Here is a 22420-nt window from a genome sequence, read left to right on the forward strand (position 1 = left end):
GATCGCTGTGGTTAGAATAGCCGCCACACCCAGCTGGATGCGACCCGTCATGACCGACCTGACCCTCTATCATAACCCGCGCTGCTCGAAATCCCGTGGCGCCCTGGAGCTTCTCGAGGCACGCGGCCTCGCGCCCACCGTGGTGCGCTACCTGGAAACCCCGCCGGATGCCGCCACCCTCAAAGCCCTGCTCGGCAAGCTGGGCGTCGCCCCGCGCCAACTGCTGCGCAGCGGTGAAGACGAATACAAGGCCCTGGACCTGGCCAACCCGGCGCTGACCGACGCGCAGTTGATCGAGGCCATGGCCCAGCACCCGAAACTGATCGAGCGGCCGATCCTGGTCGCCGGTGACAAGGCCGTGATCGGCCGGCCACCGGAGAAAGTGCTGGAGATCCTGCCGTGAGCGAGCCCTACATCCTGGTGCTGTACTACAGCCGCCACGGCTCGACCAGCGAGATGGCCCGGCACATCGCCCGTGGCATCGAGATGGCCGGCTTCGAAGCCCGCCTGCGCACCGTGCCGGCGATCTCCACCGAGTGCGAGGCCGTGGCCCCGGACATTCCGCCGACCGGCGCGCTGTACGCCACCCTCGACGACCTGCGCCACTGCGCAGGCATCGCCCTGGGCAGCCCGACGCGCTTTGGCAACATGGCCGCGCCGCTCAAGTACTTCCTCGACGGCACCAGCAGCCTGTGGCTGGGCGGCGAGCTGGTCGGCAAGCCGGCGGCGGTGTTCACCTCCACCGCCAGCCTGCATGGCGGCCAGGAAACCACCCTGCTGTCGATGCTGCTGCCGCTGATGCACCACGGCATGCTGGTGCTGGGCCTGCCCTACAGCGAGTCGGCGCTGCTGGAAACCCGTGGCGGCGGCACGCCCTATGGCGCCAGCCATCACGCGGGCGCCGATGGCAAGCGCGAGCTCGACCCACACGAGATCACCCTGTGCCGCGCCCTCGGCCAACGCCTGGCGCAGACCGCCAAGGCCCTGGGTGACACGCGTGGCTAGAACGCCCAAGGTCCTGCCGACGCTCGACTGGCTGGCGCCGCGCCTGCGGGTGACGCGGGCGTTGAGCCTGGCCTGCTTCTTCGGCCTGATCGCGCTTTTGGCGGTGAACAACCTGTGGTTCGCCGACCTGCACGGGGCGCGGGTCGAGGTGATCCTGGCGATCGAGCTGGTGCCGCTGCTGCTGTTGCTGCCGGGCATGCTGACAGGCAGCGCCCGGGCGCATGCCTGGACCTGCTTCGTGGTGAACATCTATTTCATCAAGGGCGTGCTGGCGGCGTTCGACCCGGCGCGGGCGGTGTTTGGCTGGGTGGAGGTGCTGGTGAGCCTGGGGTTGTTCGTCAGCGGGCTGCTGTATGTGCGCTGGAAGTTTCAGCAGGAGCGGCGGTTGGCGGGCGAGCAGGAACAGGGATGAAGCGGGGGCCGCGGTGCGGCCCAATCGCGGAACAAGCCCGCACCTACAAGGAGCGATGGCATCACCACCGAGCTCAATGATTGACGGTATGCGCCAGCATCACCGACAACTGGCACAGCGGTCGCCCGCTCTCTTCCTGCCACTGGTTGAACGCCTGCTGCACCAGCGCAAGGTCCCGCTGGCTGGTCGGCGCCTTGTCGATCACGCCCTGGGCGATCAAGGCGGCACTCATGTCATCGGTGGGGATGAACGTGGTCCAGGTTATCTGACAAGGGGTTTGTTGAAACACACCGCAGTCAACAATGGCGCAAAAATGAACGGCTAGCGTGTCGACCTCCTGACTGGAGTCTTCCACGCATGGATCAGACCCGATGACTGGACTGCCAAGATCAGTCTAAAGACACAAATTCGGGATTCTCAGCGTGGATCGGATTCGCTAGCATACAGAAAACCAAGGAGTGGCCTTATGCTATTGCTTCACCTTTCCGACATCCACTTCAGAAAATCTGAAATTGTTACGGCTCAAGATCCCAACTTTCGCCTTCGAAGCGAACTCCTAAGAGATGTAAGTTCGCAAAGGAAGAGGCTGGGACCAGTTGGTGCAATTATAATTTCAGGCGATATAGCATTTGCTGCCGACCCTGAAGAGTATCAATTTGCAACTACTTGGCTAACCACACTCTGCGATGTCGCTGGCTGCGATATGAAAGCTGTATTCGTCGTACCTGGAAACCATGACGTCCTCCGCTCATACGCAGATCAGAATCTGGTTCAGCTCCTTCACAATCAAATTAAAAAATCTGACGATCCTACAGAGCAAATTTCGAAACAGCTAGCAAATAAAGACGAAGCTCGTCTACTGTATGGAAGCCTTGACAATTATAATCAATTCGCAGGGCAGTTTTTCTGCAATTTGCTTCCTCCTGAGCGGACTTGCACGAGTCGAGACCTAACGCTTAATGATGGTTCCATCTTGCGGCTATGGGGTTTAAATACAGCACTGGTATCTAGCCGGCATGATAAGCTCGGAGACCTATTCGTCGACAGTGCTAGCTTTCAAATTACCCGCGAGCCGGGCGTGACCAATCTCGTGGTAGCTCACCACCATCTATCATGGTTGAGACAAAGTCGAGATCTCGAAGATGTCCTCAATGATAGTGCACCGATTCAAATATTTGGCCATGTACACACGAACAGAATTGATCTGAACCGAGACTACATGCGCCTAACTGCCAGCGCAACTCAGCCTGAACGTGGTGATACCACATGGGAACCTGGTTATAACTTTATACATGTTTCGGTAGATGGTGAGAATACGTCACGTAGACTCATAGTCAAAGCCCATGTCAGAGTATGGCAGACCGCGCCAGGTGGCTTCTTCGCCAAGAGGGATCGAGGTGATTTGGATTCATTTGAGCTAACCACCGCTTTGGAAGACTGGAGCGCTTCTCCTGATCCTCACCCACCATCAGGGTTGCTGCATGGCTCGTTGGTATCTTCAATGGAAGATGGTGCTATACCCTCGGAGGAGGAGCAGCCTGCATTGACGACCATGCGCGATGTAGCACTGCGATTCTACCGACTATCGTTCAGTAAAAAATCTGAGATTGCGGGAAGGCTGCAGCTTTTAGAATCCGAAGACATGAAGCAACCGGACCATGAGCGCTTTCGACAAGTGATCATTCGAGCTTACGAACGTGGGCAGCTAGAACTTCTCAAGCAAGCAGTCATTGAAGCAGAAAAATAAAGAATAGGAAAAGACATGAGCAATATGACATTCGCTGATCGCTATGCTTCAGCTGGGCTTGCTCCAACCCCAGCCCTGATTGTTTCTCGCGAAGAGCCAGCCAAACGGATTGTGCAAAGCATCGACAAGTTGAAAACCTTAGGGCTTGTTAGTATCTACTTCGGCAATGTCGGCCACGACCTGACATGGTTCAGAGATGAATTCAGAAAAGATGATCCAAGCTTCAGCCTAATAAACAATCAAAATGAAACCATTCTTTTAGCCGCACTGGTACTAAGCGAGCTTATTTTAGCTGGAAAACCCATAGCTATTCTCGCCTTGATAGCAGGTTCGGTAGCTGGACTGCGAAAGCCCCAAGACTGTGAGTGGCTTCTTCAGCAGGCAAAGCAAAGAGCCCTTGATCTTTCAGTCGCAGAAAGAGAACCTGTTGAATTTGAACCAAAATTAACTTTCACACCTACAGCGAAGCTTAAGGATGAGGTCGCTGGTCTTGGTGAAGGTGACTGGCCCACTTTGATTGCACTACTTGGAAAAATTCGCACTGAAAGCCATCAGTCACTGACGGCAATTTCCAACCAAGCGGCAGGTGCATTATCCGCTCTAAAAAAAGGCAATAGCAATCTACGAGAAGAAAGCCAAATGCTATGGTGGATTTTTGGCGGGCACAGTTCATCTCTGGAGCGTAACTTTAATACTCTAACACCCAATCAAGCCGCAATAGTAAGCGCTATTGACCTGGGCAACCTCACAACATCGCACTATGGGCCTATTGCTGCCCCTGCAATGCTTGAACGGATTTTGGGCTTGACCAAGCGACCAGCTAAAAATACTTTGACTTCCGAGCTTGATAAAACGCTCGACAGCATCCCCAAAGGGGATCTAAATAAACTTGAGATAAACCACCAAGCACTTCCACCGCAAATTGCACCTATCGCAACAGCTATTGAGCTTTCTCGATCACTGGGAGTTGGTGCTTGGGGAAATTTGTTCACAGAGAAAACAGGTCTAAGTTCCTCAATTGAACTAGCACCACTTGAACTAGCCGAGCAGCTGTACTACGAGCACTTACTGGGTCAATTCCTGTGACAGAAGAAATTGATGACATGGATGAACTGGACGAAGACTTAGACGTTTTCGAGAACCCACCCGAAGAAGCGTCTCAAAGTCATATCGCACTACGAGAATTGCCTGAAGCGGGCTTACTATCCGTGGATGATGCTGATTCATTTCTGCGTTGGAGACGAGCATCTATGGTTGCGATCATAGGTGAAAGAAATGGTGGAAAAACGACTTTAATCTCAGAAATTTACGCACAATTTCTAAAAGGAACATTCGCAAATTTAATGTTCTCTCATAGCCTCAGTCTTATGGGCTTTGAAAAAAAGAGTTTTCAGTCCAGAGTAGACTCTGGCTTATTGCAACCAGACACTCCGAGGACCTCCGCCCAGGAAGGTCTTACCTTCTTTCATCTGCAGATAGCAGACCTGCTTTCTGATTCATCTAAGCAGGACCTACTGATATCCGAGCGTGCTGGTGAAACCTATAAGGAAATCAGGGATAGGCCGGAGCTCGCTGCGAGCTTGCTGGAAATTGCAAAGTCAGAAGTGCTTGCCTTGATAATTGATGGTGAGCGAGTGTGCAACTCTCGTGAGCGCGCTGGTGTTTTCGCATCCATTCGAAATATTGCAAGAGCGCTTATTGAGTACGGCGGCATCAATGCGAAAGTCCATATTCAGCTAATCACAACTAAATATGACTTATTGCAAGATGATAGTTCTAAAAAAGCACTTGTAGCGCTGATTGAATTTGAAGAGGCCATCCATCGGCTCGTTGATGGCAAGCATCAGATGTCAACACATCGTGTAGCGGCAAGAGATCCACGCCGACTCTTGGAACCAGCACATGGCGTTGCAGATTTGCTTCGATCCTGGCTTGCGCCTAAAGTGATGGCGACTCAACCGAACCTGCAAATGCCGATTCTAGAGAGCGAATTCGATAAATTAGTACTGAGAAGGACCTAGAATTGAACGCCAATTTCGTCATCATGGGGCTACCTGCTTCCGGTAAGACTACTTTTCTTGCAGCTCTCTGGCACCTCATAGAGTCGGCTGAAACAGATTGCAGGCTTACCATGGATAGCTACAAGGGCGACCTGAATTACCTTACGCTCATCTCAGATGCTTGGCGTACGTTCAAAGAAGTGCCTCGAACGTCGCAGGTAGGTAATACTGACGTAGTTATCCACTTGAAAGATCGAGAAACTGGCACTCGCGGCACTGCTCTATTTCCAGACTTGGCAGGTGAAACATTTGAACTTCAAGTGGAAGAGCGCAGGTGTCGCTCAGAATTTATTGAGCAAGCCACGGCAGATGATGGTGTTCTTTTTTTTGTAAATGCCAATACCAAGGAAGATGGCTTAACAATTAACGATTTGAACTCAAGAATCCCAGCGACAGAAGTAGCTTCTGCGCAAGGAGAATCCGATTCAGCCTCAGCAACCGTAAGCGTCCAGCAACTAGAGTGGGAGCCCAAATACGCTCCCGCACAAGTAAAAATTGTACAACTCTTGAGCGACTTCCTACGGCCGCCATTTACCTATCGCCGTAGAAGATTGGCCCTGATGATCTCCGCCTGGGATCTCGCAAAAGATCAAGCACTGACACCAAACGCGTGGCTTACGGCTAACATGCCACTTGTCGATCAGTTCCTTCGATCAAACCCCGAACTGTTTGAGCACAGAGTTTATGGTGTATCTGCCCAAGGCGTTGAGCTCGAGAATGACGAAGCCGTGGATGAGATTGCAGACATTACCCCAAGCAAGCGAATCCAAATTGTTGGACCGGAAATAGATGAAAATGGGCATGACTTGACCAGCCCATTAGTTTGGCTGATGTCGGCGAAAGTATGAAAATTGATCAAGCTTTGTTTGGTTACGACGGTGGCCACAGACTACTAGCGAGCTCATTGCCCCTAGGGCTTGATGCCGCACTTCTAACAGAACTCAGTGATCTGGCACCAGGTGCAATTTTTGGTAGTGGCGACGGATACTGGACTGGATTGCCACTCCCCGCGATGAAAAAATACGCACTGTTACGTACCTGGCCCGCGCCAGAGATGCCAAGGCCCGGATGTGTCTGGACACATGCTCTGCTCCTTGATCCTAAGGTACTTGAATTGCTAGATGATCTTTCTGCTCTAAAGGAGTTTGCAAGGCGTCCAGCGAGCATGATGGATATAGACAAGTATAAAGAAGCATTTTTAATGCCTCTGAACATACCCAGCACAGCATCAGACTACCCAGACAGTGGACTCACCGCAAATCTTATATTCAACCTCTACGGACAGAAAGAAGCCGTCATTAGAACTGCAACTCCCGGAGAATTAGTGACACCACTATTCTCGGTGTGGTCTCAGCAATGGCCAAGATTACGGCGCAATTTCAAATTCCAAACAGCCCTCACCAGAAGCTCGACGAGCAGCAACTCTATACGCTTAGATATCACTACTCTACTGGTATCTACTGCGGAGCTTACTAATATAGAGCCCCCACAAATGCCTTGGGTTCGTGCCGCCCAGAAAGATATTTATGAAGATCAGCGCGGCCCACTACGGAAGTTCCTGTGGAAGTATGGCTCCGACGTCAAGAAACAAAAAGCATCTTTCAGGCCTCTAGTTGAACTGAGCTTGCTCGACAACGCTGCGGCCGAGAGCGCTAGCGAAAAAGTTTTGCAAATATTAACCAAATCTTTTCCTATAACAGAAGATGCGAGCATACTAAAACAAGATCTAGTAAATGGCGATGTCATCCCAAATGCACAACCTGGTCTAATACTGCATTTACTTGATAGCCGACTTGAAACCCTGCCCTTGCCTATGCCGAATGCAAGCGGCCTAGCTCGTATTGCCGACCTAGACCCTAGAAACACCAGTGAGCTGATCCAGATTGCCGACCACGCTATAACATCGACTTCTCAGCTCGCCCCTGCAATACAAAATCTGTTGGTCGAAAAATTAAGCAACTCTTCTCAAATATGGATTCTAGAGAATGCCTCAAGCAATCTTGCAAGATTCCTTTGCAAGAGGAAGCCGAGTTTGGTTACAGAAAAAACCATCAGCCATCTGAGCGATGATGATTTAATTCACAGCTTGCCTTTTATCGTTGGCACCTCAGATTCTTTTACCGCTCTAGTGGGAAATATTCTGGCTCGCGAAAATGAAAATTTGGCTGCCGCCTTATTTGATCTCACCCCTAAAGCGACTGCTGCGGCAGTTCTGAGAAAACTATCAGAGGCAAGCTGGATGACCACCAGCGTCTGGGTGCGTGAACTATTCAAGCGAAATTCACTCCTGCTTGATGGGAGCGTTCTTGAGTCAGCATTAACTTTGGACGCGATCTTTGAATGTGCTAATGGATTGGGCTGGCTCTCACCAATGGTAGAGAGGGCTGGATGCGCCCCATGGATAAGCGGCATTAAAATATTAAATCCAAACATACCTAGCCCAAAAGAGGAGTATCTTGCCGCCTTCTTTATTGTGCTTGCTTTAAAAACCGGCCAGCGCCCCGGCCTGCTTATTGTCGAGCGATTCTTTGATGTATTGCACTCAAGAATAATTGACTCCGACCTCAATCGAAGCACTGTAGATTTCCTTCTGCCCCACTTGGCAGACGTTAACTTTTTCAAAAGCTGGGATCTTGGCTTGCGCTTCAGGCTAAGCGTGGTAGACGCATATATAAAATTCGACTGGCCACGAAATAGCTACCTGAATCTTACACTTAGAAAAAAGGTTCGAAAAATGCTTGCCGAAACGGCATCAGACACTGCAGGTGGTGAGCATTTCGTAGACACCAATTTACTTTAGTAACAAATACTGCCAAGGGGCAAGTTGAGCACAACAAGCTAATCTGCCCCAGATTTTTATGAGAAACGAGTTCAAGGGGTAAGTGAAGCCCGTATCAACCGCAACAAAATCATCTATTCACACGCCGCCAGACCCACGCACCGCTCGCGACCAAACTTGTTCGATGGGAGTGGCCAATGTATAGGCCATCGAGATGGCTGGCATCAACGATCTTTAGCTGCAACGTTCCAAAATACGCGTGATGATCATCCCGATCGTACCACTCTCCAGTGATGTAAGAATTCTTTACAACACCAAAGACGCAGTAATTTTTTCCTTTAGCGTCAAACTCTGCATATACGTATCTTCCAAATTGTTTTATGTGCGTATAGCTATGCCGATCCATGACCTCGGTAAAATTTGGGCTTCCTGGCGCCTCCCACACTTGCTCCCACTTACCCGCTAGTTTAGGTGGCCTATCCCTAAAAAAACCTCGAACTGGCAACCAATGCAAATACTTCACGAAATAGTGAGACAAACTGAAGTCAAGTAGAGTCTTAACACAAAGCACGGCACCAGGCGCTATCAGCCCCGTAGCTATAACATTCCAATCAATGGCAAGAGTAATCATTATGAGATTTCCTGTAGGAGCAGGATTGTCGGAACGCCGCACCGCCCGCGAAAAGGGCCACACAGGGCTCAATGGTTGACGGTATGCGCCAGCATCACCGACAGCTGGCACAGCGGTCGACCGCTCTCTTCATGCCATTGATTGAACGCCTGCTGCACCAGCGCCAGGTCACGCTGGCTGGTCGGCTGCTTGTCGATCACCTTCTGCGCGATCAACGCTGCCGCCATGTCCTCGGTGGGGATGAAGGTGGTCCAGGTTATTTACAATGTCAGCAAAATTTGTTGATAATGAAGGTATTTTAAACTCCGAAGATATCGGTCTGAACAAACAGTGAGTCGCTCCCAAGTGGATACACGACCTCAGTCACCCAAGCTGAGAAAAATTGAACCTTAAACAACACAAGCGACAACACCCAGAAATTACCTCCAACCTTGCGGACCATTGACTACGGATAGTTATGAAAACATTTTTCCAATATTTCATTTTTCCAGTTGTAGCGGGGCTTATCGGCATTTTTCACTTCGTTTATACCGCATGGTCAAAGCTTCCCGAAAAAACCGTTTCCAGTGCTGCTCACCTGCCAACGACATTCTCCGCAGGAGCATTGACACTAATAATTATTGTTATGTCTTGGCTTACATACAAAGAAAAAAGCAAGGATGGAAAAAAAGGAATTATTGAGGTAAGGCTTAGATCGGCGTTCAACCTGAAGAATCTAACCATCGAGTCGAAGGATGACAACCCGATAAGTGGAATGCTTTCATTGAGAGTTGATAAATCTGGAAAGCCAACCGATCTCTTGCAGCGACAGCTATGCTATGACGAATTCAGAAATGTTGGGGAACCATCATTCAAAGATGAAAAACCAACCATATTCAATAGTCTTGCCAGCTTTAGAAAGTCCAGAATTAGAATGTTATTCCAACCAGCCACAAGAACTCACTGGACCCGAAATCTTTATAACAAAGACGATCTAAGAGAGAATCTCTATTCCTCCCAGGAAAACTCAAATGGATTACGACAGGTCCTTATTTACACTAGCACTCTCGAGTCGCTTGTTCCTGAGTTTTTGACCAAATTTCCAGACCCCAGCAACGTATCTAAAGTTAAGCGACTTAGAGCCTCAGCCCAAGACGCGAAAAAATTACCATTATTATTTGACGCCCTCACACACATAGAGCTACTTGTCAAAAATCAAACTTTAGCCAAAGCAGATCTCGACAAAAGCACTCTCGATAACTATCTAGTTCATCACTGGGCAATAGGTGCAATTTGTGGCGACGGCCGAGGAGTTGAGAAATTCTCTCTTTATTACGCGGTTGAGTTAGCATTTGACATCGACAAAAAAAACAAGGCAACTCTAGTCTCGCAGCGCCCTCCAGAAGAAGCCAGCACCAAGTTTCAAGAAGCTATGATGGAATTTGCAAGAACGAAAGATGCTACAATTTTCCACCAAGCCATGGACGCGCATGCAAGTAGCTATCCTGACGGCTTCAACATTTGAATAAATGTTTGAAAAACATAAAGCACATCACAATAAAATCGAGCCACCAAATGACATCAAACATGGATGAAACTGAGCACATGCGCCACGCCTTACTTGAAATGAGTAAAAGCGGAGAAAAAGTTAAAGTCGGCGCAGTAATTGTCATTAATGGAAAAGTCGTTGCAACCGGCTATAGACAACGTGGAAAGCACGCAGAGCGCGAGGCAATCGAATCAGCAAGAGCCCAGGGATTGGATTTACGAAAAGCCACACTTTATACAACTTTGGAACCGTGCGTTACTCTAAGTGAAAACCAGGGGAAAAAATCATGCGCGGACCTTATTATCGAAAGTAAAATACGTGAAGTTGTGATTGGCCGCTACGACCCTAACCCGAATGTAAATCGCCGAGGCTGGAAAAATTTAAGAGATGCTGGCATTTGGCTTCGCGATTTCCCAAAAGACCTCCGAGACGAAATTGACAATATAAATCAGCGATTCATGAGTTTTTTTGCGAAAGGTATTGGGCCAAGCGGCGGAGCCAAGATCAATCATCGTGACAAAGCAACATTTCATGTTCAGTTTGCCCCAGATGACTTTCGGGGAATGGACATCTGTTGGACAGTGGCGGGGGTAGGTAGCGCACACGCATATGCGAATAGGCCTGTACGGGTTGCTTTGGCAAGGTTCGCCAGTGATTTCGATGAGGTCGATGATCCAACAGCCTTCGAGTTCAGCCATTCGGTTAATGTTAAAGTTGGCGAAATTGGAATTTTTTGGGGCCCCGCTGCCTGTGTACTCGTGAAACCCAAATGCATTCAGAGTGGACCTGACTACGGATCAAATGACTATTTTGTTCAGTTTGATTACATTGTCCGGGTACTCGAACCCTGTAACCCACAGATCCCACCTCAAAAAACCCCCTGAACTCCATTTATATACGGGCAGGACGTAGCTGGACAATCATTCAATTGGAAAGAATCCCTGCAGTCCAGCGTAGCGATTTTTCTATACACCCATTTAGGCCCTTTAAAAACAAGCCTAAATGGGTATATCAAAGTGGATCGACCCAGAGCTTCTGAGACTCAGTTCCTACGTCTTCGAATACTTAGAAACAAGGCATTGACTGCTTCTATATCCCGAAGTAGCTCATCTGGTTGAGTAATCGCCCTCTGCTGACCCGCTGCATGGGAGTGTGCGCTTACATTGCGGCAGCAGCGATCATGCAGACGTTGCACCTCACGAAAATCCTGCTCCTGTACAACCATTACACCATCGAGCCGGCCAACTGAGATACCGTCACGAAATCTCACGACAGTTCCGTTGAGTAACGTGTCCTCAATGCCAACCTCAATCGTTACGCGCAAGTCATCGTAGGCATTACGGACTGCGCGACGCTCGTCCTCTCCTGGAGGATTGTTAAAACTCGCTGCAAGTTGTTGCTGAGTCGTACGGTGCTGCTGAATTCGTTCCGCGTGCCGGCGCATGTCGTAAGGTAAACCCGCATCGACGTAACCCGGACCTTCTGCTCGATAGCTAATCGACCTGACTTCGGGGGTCTGATCAGCATCTTGGCTAAGCGTCAGCAACTCCCCAAAAAACACAGCGTCGTGGGTGAAAACGACAACTTGCCGATCAAAGGACTCCTCGACTATTCGACGCGCAACAGCGGTACGATGGCTGTGATCAAGGCTTGAAACTGGATCGTCGAAAACGATACCTGATGTCGATCCAGCCTGGTGGAGCTCTGCAAAGAAGAAAGCGAGCGAGCACATACGCTGCTCAGCTTCACTGAGAATCTGGTGCGGGCCAAGCCGGCAACCCTGGAGCTGGATGCCCAGTCGAACTGATCCGGCGTCCCCTTGAGAATGTATGCCGGCCTGGATATAACTAATATTCAACATACTAAGCTCTTCATTCATACGACCAGCCAGTGCGTCGCTGACGTGAGCTCTTCCCAACTGACTTGCAAAAGTAGTTATTGGGCGTGTTGAAGCAATATCATCAGCACAGCACTGTAGCTTATCCCTGAGAGACAAGTTATCGATGCTCCTCGCTATGGCTTGAACGTGCTCCGAAAGGAGCTGCCTAGCTTCGAGCTCTTTTAGGCGGTGCTTTTTGGCCTCTAGGGTTTCAGCATCCATGCTTGCGCGCATACGAGCCGCTTCGGAGCGCAGGGCTTCCGCAATTTGATGTAACGAAGGGGTCGGGTCTGGGCCTCGAAATCCAGGTCGGTCCAGCCATGTGCCCTCAGCCACAGCTGTTCTGAGCCACTGAAGCCGAACGATCAAGTCTTCTTGATAAACCTGAATATGGTCCGGGAGCGCTGCCACTCTGGCTCGCAAACTCTCCTGCATGTTTGGAGCGACGACAAAAGTAACGGTAGCTTGGCCAACATCTCGGACAACCTGCTGCCAGGCGTTTCGAGCAGCTTGAGCAGCTTCGGACGCACGATCACGGATGTAGTCATCGAACCGTTGCAAGCGGCCCTTTGCCTCCATGTTTAGTTCCTGCTGGCAGAGTACACAGACAGCACCGTCATTGATAACTGGGAAATCAACTCCCGGGTAAGCAGAGCCCATAGAGTATTCTCGTGCAGCATTAAATAGGGCGGCCCAGGGTCCCTGACCTGTTCCAGGAAGTAGCTGCATCGCTTCCCCTGCCTGCAGAAGGGCTGATGCCGCATGCTCCGCGACTTCCGCTTCGATAAGAGCTTGATGGATCCCCAGTTTGGCATCCAGCACATCATCGGATACAACCCTAGCTACTGCCGCGATAGCGTTGGCCAACCCGTCAACCCGAGTCGCAGCATCGTCGAGATTCGTCGCCCTAGCGGTTGGATCTGCTTCGCTTATCTCTTGAGGAAGATGAGTTCGTTCTACCTGCTCCTCTGGCGTAATTACGGACAATTCAAGTGCTCGCGTCAGATCTGTCGTAGGTCCAATCGGATGTACCGACCGGCCTGCTTCGGTATCTGCGGGAATGACGTTGAACGGAGTAACGTCTGTAGCGAGACCAGCAATTTCATTCAGAACCCGAGGCCTCAGTGCCTGGGCCAATCCGTTCGCCAGTTGCTGTAAGTAGGTCAGCGCAGACGGCTGAAATGAGGCAGCTTCTCGCGACTGCAGGTAATGACGAGCACAGTCACCATCGAAAACTGAAATCCCCCGAAGCTCAGTCCGCGGGACAGCCCCAGGCTGCCCACTCCAGATCGCATGCTCTAATGCTCCGTCAAGCGAGAAGTCGATAGTAGCCGCTGGTATGAGCTGCTGGTAATTGGGGGCATAGGCATCGGCGTATACAGCTCCAGGACTACGGGCCCGGCACGCCTGTTTCAGTACGCGGGCATAACCTGACTTTCCAGCGCCATTACCACCGTACACAATCGTGAGTCCGTGCGACTGGAACTCTAAAATCTGGTTGCTAGGAATCTTGCCAACATTTGTCAGAGAATGAAGCGCGCGCAGCGTTACCGTGTGACCTTGGCTCGCTTCGGCGGGGAAATGCTCCGCGCCAAACCTAATCGGCCGAGGCGGTGGTTGAAGAACACTTGGTATACCATGATGTTGCTTAGCAAGGTCAAGAATTTCACTCAGGTCCTGCTCCGTCCAGGTTCCCTGAAGACATATGCGTCGCAGGGCATCTTGGCGCCATAGGGGCAACCTTCCCGCCCACTCCTGCACTTCCTCAAAAATTGCCATACCTGAGCTCCTTGTTCCTTAGACCAATGAGCATAGTTTGCCGCGCCACAATTTCCTCTTAAGGTTCTTTTAGCTGAGCAGCCAGGGCGATCACAATGGGTGAAAGCACGTACCAACATCGCTGACAACAGGCAAAGCGATTGCGCCTTCTCTTCGTACAGCGTTGCTCGCGAAAAATGACATTAACAAGCCGATCGGCTTGCATGAACAGGCGATACTCTAACTGGCGTCAATCTCACATAATGGACCTTCAAACCTCCACGTACTTACCCCCTAATTACTTACTCTATTCCAAGTCCATGCACCACTGCCTACCAAGCTGGTGCGATGAGAATGGCCAATATAAAGCCCTTCAAGATGAGCACTATCAGTCACCTTGAGCTGCAAAGTACCGAAATATGCATGCTGATCGTCTCGGTCATACCACTCACCAGTAATATATGAATTCTTTATCACACCAAAAATACAATAGCTTTTTCCCTTAGCATCAAACTCTGCATAAATATAACGCCCGAACTGCTTAATGGAGGTATAGCTATGACGATCAGTTTTTTCAGAAAAATTAGGACTGCCGGGCGCCTCCCAAACTTGCTCCCACTTCCCAGAAAGCTTCGGAGGTCTATCTCTGAAAAATCCCCGTACAGGTAACCAATATAAGTATTTCACAAAATAATGCGAAAGACTAAAGTCCAGCATTGTCTTAACGACCAGCACAGCACTGGGAGCGATTAGCCCTGTAGCAATTACATTCCAATCAATTTGAACCATGCAACCCTACCTGAACATGAGTGTTGATAAAATAGTGGATTGGTTGTGCGTCTGGCTCAACTCATCGAACCAAACTGCTGCATATAATTTCAAAGCCCTTCGACTAATTCTTCTAGGCCACCATCGATTCATCACGCCCCTCTTGACATGAAATCGACTTATACTCAATGATATCACATTGACACCCCCAAGCTAGTCCTTCTTTCATGGAAACAAAGAACGCTCTCGCGCTGATGCGCAATTGAGCCACACACCAAGGACCCCCGCGCAATGAGCAAGAAATTTACATGGCTTCACTTGAGCGACTTACATGTAGGCCAAAATAATCAATCGTGGCTATGGCCAAATTTTAAAAGCGTCTTCCTTGAAGACCTAGAGGCTCTGCTTCAAGAAACCGGCAGCATAGACGCAGTAATCTTCTCAGGCGACCTGACACAGCGGGGATCGACACAAGAGTTTAATGAGCTAACAACAATCCTCGAGGAAATTTGGGAGGTATTGTTAGCCGCCGGTAGTCAACCGATCCTATTTACCGTTCCTGGCAACCACGATTTGTCCAGACCTGATGAGAGCCCTGCCGGGGAAGTATTGAAAGAGTGGTGGGATAAATCCAAGGTCAGAGAAGCCTTTTGGAAAAAAGACACACACTACTACCCTCATGTTTGTGGAGCCTTTGATAACTATATAGCTTGGCAGCAAAGCCTAGACAACCACCCAACAATAAATATTGGGCCTCACACTACAGGCTTCATACCCGGCGACAAATCCGCCACCATTGAATTGAATGGTATTAAAGTTGGGCTAGTAGGTCTGAACAGTGCTTTCCTTCAACTCACAGGAGATGATTACGAGGGCAAGCTTGATCTGAACGTCAAACAAGTACTAGCAATTACCAACGACTCACCACAAGAGTGGTGCTTACAGCATGATATCAATTTCCTAATTACCCACCACCCATCTGCTTGGCTCAAAGATGTAGCTCATTTCGAAGAGCACATTTATCACCCCAATCGCTTCACCGCTCATCTATTTGGTCACGTCCATGACCCAGATAACGTGACGATATCCCGTGCAGGCATGGTCCGCAAGCAAGTCCCCGCCGCCTCACTATTTGGACTCGCATATGTAGATGATTCAGAAACTTTGAGTCGCGCACATGGCTACTCGATTGGCGTGATCGAACTCGATGATGCTGGAGGCTCGTGGAAGCTTTGGCCTAGAAAATCTCATGTAGGCAAAGATAATTCTAGAAAGTTCATACCGGACTACGACTTACCACTTCAGAAAGGAAAAGAATTCCTAACTGAAAGACTGAGTATCCGAGATAAAGCTGTTGAATCGAAGACTGTTACCACTTCACCCGGTGTATTGCCAAATCTTGCATCTCCCTCGGCGGAGCGAATTATACCGGTGCTGCAGATACTCGAAAGCACTATCCACCGAATTATTACCCCTCCCTCGCACACCGCAATTCGAGGGCTTGAGCAACAAACATGTTGTTTTGAACTTGAGTCAAAAAGAATCTCTTGGGTGGTGTCCGATTGGGGGCTCGGCACTGATTGCTTCTTATCCTCCGTGCTTGATCGACTAGGAAAAAACAATCTACCTTTATTTAAAGTAGACCTTGGAAGCTACTCCTCGCGCGAAGAGTTCTTCTCGGATTTCTCTTCTCGTACAGGGTGCTCATTCACCGAATACTGTAAAGCCCTGGCCTCCAATGGCGCGTCGATACTCATTCTTGATGAAGCACCAGTAGTAGCTGACAATAGCGGGCTAGTTAGTGATGCAATGAAGCTGGCAGAGTTGGTTACTGATTTTTGTACTGAAGTTTCGGTATTCATCGTTAGCAGATCAACACCCAAGCTGCTTGTCGGCACATGTATACGCTTAGCACCTCTTGATGAACCTGACACTAGAGCGTATTTAGTAGCTCACCCAGATGTCGGACATGAACTGCTTACAAAAAGTGCTGTAAGCGATATTTACCGACACACTGAGGGAGTACCAGGAAAAATTGATCGCGCCATCAAACAATTGCGCGTGGTCAGTTTGTCAGATCTTACCAGCGAGATGATCACCGACATACAAAACTCTGGACTGTCGACAGAGACCATACCGCACTCTCTAACCCAGGCCGTCGATAAACTGCGCCACTCAAAGGATGACCATTCGAAAAGAACTTGGGCACTCCTCAAGTTACTGTCAACATTCCCAAGCGGTGAAGTTCTACAGAGAATAAAATACCTTATCCCGCGCTGCACCCTTCGCTCAGAGCACGCAGAAGAGTTACTCGAACTAAACCTAATCGGGGTCCGGGTTGCTTCCGCGTTAATGACTAGAAATCGATCTAACAAAGAAAACTTTAAAATACTATATACACCTAGACAAGTACGAGATCACGTCATTAGCCTCGTGCCCAGCCCCGAATTGGAGAACCTTACTGCTCGTGCAATAACCCTCTATTTCGGTGAGAACTGGAGGGCCGGTACCGCTAGACTTCGCGCATATTTAGATGATCCAAAATCCGATGATGCTTCGATAATGACAAATGCCGGAGTACTAACCCTTAGACTCCTAGCAACCGCCACTGCATCTAGGAACAAGCACTCTATCAGACAAGCTATATTGGTCTGCCGCTCTTTCTGTCAGTATGGTTATTCTCACAAGCACTACCGCGACGTAGTATCAGTCTGCAAAGAAATATTGATGATCCTTCCGCCGGAAGTGGATAAAGAAGAGAAAGGGTACTTTGAACTCACCCTAGCAAATTCGCTCAGAATGACAGGAGATGGATCTGAAGCAGTTCAAATTTACGAAAGGCTACAGCATCTCAACTGGTCAAATAATGACAAAATGTCTGTACTGCTCAATCACGCATTTTGCTTAGAGGACAGTGACCCTGATGAAGCTCTCGTTATGGCTCGTGAAATCTTAAGAATAGGCAAGCACTCACATCACGCTCTGCAAGCACAAACCTTAATCTTAGAAATCGAGGCGGCTGAGAACCTCCACTCTAAACTGGCCAAGATTGAGCGTGACGCACGAAAAAAAGGTGCGAATGTAGCGGCCAATAACATTGTCTTATCATTAGCGAGCTCCGCTCCTGACTCTGCAAAGCTTGAAGCCTCTCTAGTTGAAGTCAGAGAGACGGCCGAAGAAGAGCAAGACTTTTATAACTCCGCGCGCGCAGCCATCCATCTCGCTAGAATTTACACAAACCGTGGTGAATCATTACCAGCGGAAATCTTGGCAAACCTCATTAAAGCGTACCAATACTTATTTGGACAGCGAATTTCCGGGCTTTTTGACTCGGCTCACTCGCTGCTATGGGATGAATTTGAAAGCAATCACGACATCCCAAACCTACTCACTCTATTTAAGCACAGCTCATTCAACTGGAGACTGGACAACAAAGAGCAGAAAGAGAAAAGGTATGCCTCAAGACTTATTGCTCTCGAAAGAAAGCTACTTAAAGTAAACATCTTGCGATCCAACGCGGACACCGCATACTTCCTGTCACGCTCTGGCAAACAATTACTACTAAAATAAAAGGCCTGAAGAGCGAGCAGCTTAAAATCTACTCGCTCTTAAAGCTACTAATTAATTTGGAGCCTGGTTGCTTGAAACCAAGAATTGGTAATAGATCATGTGGGCGACATTTCAAGTTTTCCGCCAAACGGTACAGTTTCTCAATCGTGAGGTTGACCTCACCTCTTTCGATCCTGCCCATGTAGCTGCGATCCATACCACAAGCAAGCGCTAGGGCGTCTTGGGACAGCCCAATCAACAATCTCTGTGTTCGGATATTTTGTCCCAGAGACTTTGCTATCTCCTGCCGCATAACCGCCTCGTCGTACACAAGGTGAAACTATCGGTCGTTTACTGATCATCGCGCCACGGATTATAATCCGCATTTTGTGCCGTTTTACTAATCCTGGGTGCTTGTATGAAACCCGCGACATTTAAGCTAGACAGGTGCCTATACGCCCTGCTCCAGGATGGAGATCTGCAACGTTTCACAATCCGACAGCTGCGAGATGCATACGCGAGCCAGAGCGGCTGCGTAGGGTTTTCTGCGGCCGAGCTTTGGCGATACATTTACGACCAGGTCACACGCTTGAAGCGCGTGGGCTGGGTCCGCCTGGATTCCGATCGCCGCCGGCGGGATCAACTCTATTGTGTGGGATCAATCCCGGACTCGTTGATCCTTGATCTGATAGACGGGCATGCGTCCCGTACACAGCCCTCCACGGGAGAACTGACGGCTGAGCTTTCAACTCATTCATCTACCTCAACGCCAGTGTTGCGGCTTCAGGCGCTAGCGAAAGAGATACATTTAGACATGCTCACATCGGTTGGAGAAGCTGAGCGCTTCAAACAGCTGATAGCCGAAATGCCGCAACTCAAAGCCCGCGTGGAAGACGATTATGTCGCAGCCAGAGATAGATCGTCACGCCTACTTGGCCATTTGAGAGCAGTAGAAAAGACGTTGAAATTATTGGTGAACGAATGACAAAGCTTCGTACGTGGCAGCATTCATGTATTGACGCTGCCCTTGAAACTTACAGAGCCTCGCCACATTTTTTATGTCAAGCAACGCCAGGTGCAGGTAAAAGCCGAATGGCAGCAGAGACTGCAAAACGATTGCTCTCACAAAATGCAATAGATTTTGTACTTTGCTTTGGCCCATCCTGCCAAATCGTCAACGGATTAGCCAATACATTTGCCAAAGTCTTGGGCAAACCCTTTGACGGACGTCTAGGAGCAATTGGCGCAGCAATTACATATCAAGCCATGGAATTCCAGAGCGATTCATTTTGGAAACTTTTAGACGATTATAGGGTGTTTGCAGTTTTTGACGAAATTCATCATTGCTCGGGAAGTGAATACTCCCTTGGGAACTCATGGGGGCAGACTGTTCTTCAACGCATACAAGATCGGGCTACTTACACACTTGCACTTTCAGGTACACCGTGGCGCTCAGATGAACAGGCTATCGTCTTGGCTCGTTACTCAAACCCAGAAGGTCATCTCATTTGTGACTATCGGTATGGACTACGAGAAGCGATTAATGATGGGGTATGCCGCGCCCCACGAATAGCGCTCATGGAGGTAAACGGCATTCGAGTTGAGAGCCTTATCGAAAGCAAACCGTCTACCTCCGACTACTCCAGCATTGCGGAGGTGCTGAGAGACTCACCTGTGACTTTCGAGGATCTGATTACCCATGATGAGATAGTAAAGGAAATTCTTTCTCTTGGGTGCCATCGGTTAAATAGCCTTATCCCAGACGACCCCAATGCTGGCGGCCTTATCATTGCATCGAATGTTCACCATGCCTATCAAGTGGCTGCTGTGCTCATAAGCATGGGTGAAGAATGTCGGGTAGTTACGAACCGGACTCCAGATGCACAATCAATTATTGATTCATTCCGAAGTGGCACGGGGCGCTGGATAGTTGCCGTTGGTATGATCAGTGAAGGCACTGACATACCACGACTTCGAGTCTGTTGCTATTTGAGCAGAATCAGAACTGAGCTCCATTATCGGCAAGTGCTTGGTCGTGTTCTACGGCGTACAGGGGGCTTTGATGATCATGCCTGGCTTTACGTCCTAGCTGAACCATCACTACTTCATTTTTCACATAGGATCGCTACAGACCTTCCTGATGACTACGCAGTGGTAGATCTAATTCCTGCCACCAACACTAACGTGGTCGACCCGATGCAGATTGAATTATCTCATTTCACTCCGGATCACGAAGTTAGTGAGGACATGGTTGTCCGTATATCCAAGGCCGAACATAGGGATCTAGCACTCAACTCCGAGGTAGAAAGAGATCGACTCCATCAGATCGAACTCGCATCTGGACTCAGAGCTGAAATCCTATCTGTCTACTGAGCCAAATATCTTCACCGAGATACTTAGCAACATCGGTTGTACGACCTTAGTCCTTCACGAGAAGCACGTATGAACTCAAATACATTACTACCCTGTGCTTCAGTACCAACCAAATGCTGGAGTGCAGCTCATCATGGTTATTTGGTGAGATTCAACTATACATTCACAAAGGCTTGTCATGTGCTAGGAAGTAAGGAACTAGCAAACTCATGGATTATCAAGCCCGCGATCGGCCTTGGGCACAATCCACCTTGCACCCTGCTGGCCGAACCAGCCGGCTTTTCAGTAATTAATGAGCTCTTGATCCGGATCGAATATGGAGTTTATACATAGCGCGCCCCCACTAAAGTAACGCCTTATGTGGAACTTAAAGGATAATTCAAATGTCGCTACCATTCTCCAAAATCAGAATAACACCAGGCCGAATCGACGATGCCTACACTCAGGGTCATGACGTCATATCTACAACGACTATTGGGATATTAGCCAACTCGAATAACACGATAGATGCTTATCTTCGCGGATTGCAGATCTACAATGATCTTTTCGAGTGGAAGCTGGAGGCTTACCCGCAGAAAGCCCTCGATCTCATCACTGATCTTCTCCTGCCGGCAGAATCCCTTCCAAGCTCCATTCTCCAGAAAGCGCTTGCGCTCGGAGTGCTCCGCTGTAAGATTTTTCAAAGTGCTGACTGGATTTCACGTGAGCAATGGTGCCAGTTAGCATCGGTTTCAGAAGCTAAGGATTCTCCGATCAAGTCAGCGCAGATCGTCTGACCTGTGCTGAAATAGCCCTCCGCCCAACTCTCACGCCCGAGCAAGCCTCCACCCCATGAGTCAGATGAGCTTTTCCGATTTCGAATACGCCGGTAAGCGCAAGCAAACCCGTCGTGAGCGTTTCCTGGCCGAGATGGAACAGGTCGTGCCGTGGAGCGGACTGGTCGCGTTGATCGAACCGCATTACCCAAAGGCAGGTGGCGGTCGCAAACCCTATCCATTGGAAACCATGCTGCGCATTCATCTACTGCAAAACTGGTTTTCACTGAGTGACCCGGCTATGGAAGAAGCGCTGTACGAGATCACTTCGATGCGCCAGTTTGCTCGACTGACGCTCAGCGCTCCAATCCCCGAAGACACGACGATCATGAATTTCCGGCACCTGCTGGAGAAGCACCAGTTGGCGGCAGGCATCCTGGAAACCATCAACGCCTACCTGCGAGACAAAGGCTTGTCGCTGCGCCAGGGCACAATCGTCGATGCCACGATCATCCACGCGCCCAGTTCGACCAAGAACAAGGAGGGCAAACGCGATCCGGAAATGCACCAGACGAAGAAGGGAAACCAGTACTTCTTCGGCATGAAAGCGCATATCGGAGCCGATGCTGAATCGGGTCTGGTACATCATGTCCATGGCACCGCCGCCAACGTGGCTGACGTGACGGAAGTTGCCCATCTGCTGCATGGTGACGAGAATGTTGTCTGTGCTGATGCGGGTTACACCGGCGTAGAGAAGCGGCCTGAACATGACGGTCGGCAGGTGATCTGGCAGATCGCAGCACGCCGCAGTACTTACAAGAAATTGAGTAAGCGCAGCGCCCTGTACAAGGCCAGGCGCAGGATTGAAAAGGTCAAAGCCCAGGCAAGGGCCAAGGTCGAACACCCATTTCGCGTCATCAAGCGGCAGTTCGGTTACGTGAAAACTCGTTTCCGCGGGTTGGCCAAGAACACGGCGCAACTGACCACGCTCTTTGCGTTGTCGAATCTGTGGATGGCCCGGCGGCAACTATTGAGCGTGACGGGAGAGGTGCGTCTGTGATGCAGAAAAACCAGAGGCGTCTCTGGTTTTTTGTGTAATGCGCGGCTGAAAAACCGGCTGAACCGACGCTGTCTGCGATCAGGGAGCGGATATCTGGTGACTTGTTCGGAGCATCC

At 49.7% G+C, this 22420-nt stretch carries 18 protein-coding genes and 2 pseudogenes; 15 read left to right on the forward strand and 5 right to left on the reverse strand.

Annotated features, from left to right (window positions below):
• Window positions 1-49 precede the first annotated feature (49 nt).
• From arsC to P0Y43_RS04595, 3 genes are read left to right on the forward strand one after another with little or no spacing between them, the layout of a single operon-like run.
• On the forward strand, window positions 50-403 hold the full coding sequence (gene arsC / locus P0Y43_RS04585) for an arsenate reductase (glutaredoxin) (protein ID WP_275636120.1): 354 nt from the start codon (window positions 50-52) through the stop codon (window positions 401-403).
• Window positions 400-1005 carry an NAD(P)H:quinone oxidoreductase gene (gene wrbA, locus P0Y43_RS04590; RefSeq protein ID WP_275636121.1) on the forward strand — a complete coding sequence of 202 codons (606 nt, stop codon included), beginning with the start codon at window positions 400-402 and terminating at the stop codon, window positions 1003-1005. The genes arsC and wrbA overlap by 4 nt, the downstream gene beginning before the upstream one ends.
• Window positions 998-1417 carry a DUF2069 domain-containing protein gene (locus tag P0Y43_RS04595; RefSeq protein WP_275636122.1) on the forward strand — a complete coding sequence of 140 codons (420 nt, stop codon included), beginning with the start codon at window positions 998-1000 and terminating at the stop codon, window positions 1415-1417. Before wrbA ends, P0Y43_RS04595 begins: the two co-directional genes overlap by 8 nt.
• Window positions 1418-1490: 73 nt before the next feature.
• Here the strand turns inward: P0Y43_RS04595 and P0Y43_RS04600 are convergent.
• Window positions 1491-1670 (reverse strand): annotated as a pseudogene (locus tag P0Y43_RS04600) (DNA-3-methyladenine glycosylase I); the annotation flags it as partial.
• A 213-nt stretch (window positions 1671-1883) separates the two neighbouring features.
• Between P0Y43_RS04600 and P0Y43_RS04605 the strand changes: the two are divergent.
• From P0Y43_RS04605 to P0Y43_RS04625, 5 genes are read left to right on the forward strand one after another with little or no spacing between them, the layout of a single operon-like run.
• Window positions 1884-3164 (forward strand): metallophosphoesterase, encoded by a 1281-nt coding sequence (locus P0Y43_RS04605; protein WP_275636123.1) that lies wholly within the window; start codon window positions 1884-1886, stop codon window positions 3162-3164.
• A 15-nt stretch (window positions 3165-3179) separates the two neighbouring features.
• Window positions 3180-4250, forward strand: coding sequence for a GTPase-associated system all-helical protein GASH (locus P0Y43_RS04610; RefSeq protein ID WP_275636124.1), 1071 nt, complete (start codon window positions 3180-3182; stop codon window positions 4248-4250).
• A gap of 17 nt (window positions 4251-4267) precedes the next feature.
• On the forward strand, window positions 4268-5185 hold the full coding sequence (locus P0Y43_RS04615) for a TRAFAC clade GTPase domain-containing protein (protein WP_275636125.1): 918 nt from the start codon (window positions 4268-4270) through the stop codon (window positions 5183-5185).
• Window positions 5186-5187: 2 nt separating this feature from the next.
• Window positions 5188-6072 carry a TRAFAC clade GTPase domain-containing protein gene (locus P0Y43_RS04620; protein WP_275636126.1) on the forward strand — a complete coding sequence of 295 codons (885 nt, stop codon included), beginning with the start codon at window positions 5188-5190 and terminating at the stop codon, window positions 6070-6072.
• Window positions 6069-8024 carry a hypothetical protein gene (locus P0Y43_RS04625; RefSeq protein ID WP_275636127.1) on the forward strand — a complete coding sequence of 652 codons (1956 nt, stop codon included), beginning with the start codon at window positions 6069-6071 and terminating at the stop codon, window positions 8022-8024. The genes P0Y43_RS04620 and P0Y43_RS04625 overlap by 4 nt, the downstream gene beginning before the upstream one ends.
• 678 nt (window positions 8025-8702) lie before the next feature.
• On the opposite strand, the pseudogene P0Y43_RS04630 reads toward P0Y43_RS04625, so the two are convergent.
• Window positions 8703-8882 (reverse strand): annotated as a pseudogene (locus P0Y43_RS04630) (DNA-3-methyladenine glycosylase I); the annotation flags it as partial.
• A gap of 209 nt (window positions 8883-9091) precedes the next feature.
• Between P0Y43_RS04630 and P0Y43_RS04635 the strand changes: the two are divergent.
• Together P0Y43_RS04635 and P0Y43_RS04640 are read left to right on the forward strand one after the other, a co-directional pair.
• The gene (locus tag P0Y43_RS04635; protein WP_275636128.1) at window positions 9092-10138 is read left to right on the forward strand and encodes a hypothetical protein; all 1047 of its coding nucleotides are present in this window, start codon (window positions 9092-9094) and stop codon (window positions 10136-10138) included.
• Between the two features lie 62 nt (window positions 10139-10200).
• The gene (locus tag P0Y43_RS04640) at window positions 10201-11046 is read left to right on the forward strand and encodes a deaminase (protein ID WP_275636129.1); all 846 of its coding nucleotides are present in this window, start codon (window positions 10201-10203) and stop codon (window positions 11044-11046) included.
• A 158-nt stretch (window positions 11047-11204) separates the two neighbouring features.
• Here the strand turns inward: P0Y43_RS04640 and P0Y43_RS04645 are convergent, their stop codons facing one another.
• Entirely contained in the window at window positions 11205-13820 is a 2616-nt protein-coding gene (locus P0Y43_RS04645; protein WP_275636130.1) for an AAA family ATPase, read from the reverse strand.
• A 273-nt stretch (window positions 13821-14093) separates the two neighbouring features.
• Complete coding sequence (locus tag P0Y43_RS04650; RefSeq protein ID WP_275636131.1) at window positions 14094-14588, reverse strand: hypothetical protein; 495 nt, start codon at window positions 14586-14588, stop codon at window positions 14094-14096.
• 270 nt (window positions 14589-14858) lie between these two features.
• Between P0Y43_RS04650 and P0Y43_RS04655 the strand changes: the two genes are divergently transcribed.
• Entirely contained in the window at window positions 14859-18137 is a 3279-nt protein-coding gene (locus P0Y43_RS04655) for a metallophosphoesterase (protein ID WP_275636132.1), read from the forward strand.
• Between the two features lie 28 nt (window positions 18138-18165).
• On the opposite strand, the gene P0Y43_RS04660 is transcribed toward P0Y43_RS04655, so the two are convergent.
• On the reverse strand, window positions 18166-18429 hold the full coding sequence (locus P0Y43_RS04660) for a helix-turn-helix domain-containing protein (RefSeq protein ID WP_275636133.1): 264 nt from the start codon (window positions 18427-18429) through the stop codon (window positions 18166-18168).
• 668 nt (window positions 18430-19097) lie between these two features.
• Between P0Y43_RS04660 and P0Y43_RS04665 the strand changes: the two genes are divergently transcribed.
• From P0Y43_RS04665 to P0Y43_RS04675, 4 genes are all read left to right on the forward strand, one after another.
• Window positions 19098-20489, forward strand: a complete 1392-nt coding sequence (locus P0Y43_RS04665; RefSeq protein WP_275636134.1) for a DEAD/DEAH box helicase — start codon at window positions 19098-19100, stop codon at window positions 20487-20489.
• Window positions 20490-20558: 69 nt separating this feature from the next.
• A complete protein-coding gene (locus tag P0Y43_RS27010; protein ID WP_430540220.1) occupies window positions 20559-20822 on the forward strand; it encodes an antitoxin Xre/MbcA/ParS toxin-binding domain-containing protein in 264 nt (87 codons plus the stop codon).
• Between the two features lie 50 nt (window positions 20823-20872).
• Window positions 20873-21265, forward strand: a complete 393-nt coding sequence (locus P0Y43_RS04670; RefSeq protein ID WP_275636135.1) for a hypothetical protein — start codon at window positions 20873-20875, stop codon at window positions 21263-21265.
• A gap of 55 nt (window positions 21266-21320) precedes the next feature.
• Complete coding sequence (locus P0Y43_RS04675; RefSeq protein ID WP_275635279.1) at window positions 21321-22304, forward strand: IS5 family transposase; 984 nt, start codon at window positions 21321-21323, stop codon at window positions 22302-22304.
• Window positions 22305-22420: the final 116 nt, after the last annotated feature.

This window comes from Pseudomonas entomophila (assembly GCF_029193575.1).
GTDB lineage: Bacteria > Pseudomonadota > Gammaproteobacteria > Pseudomonadales > Pseudomonadaceae > Aquipseudomonas > Aquipseudomonas entomophila_G.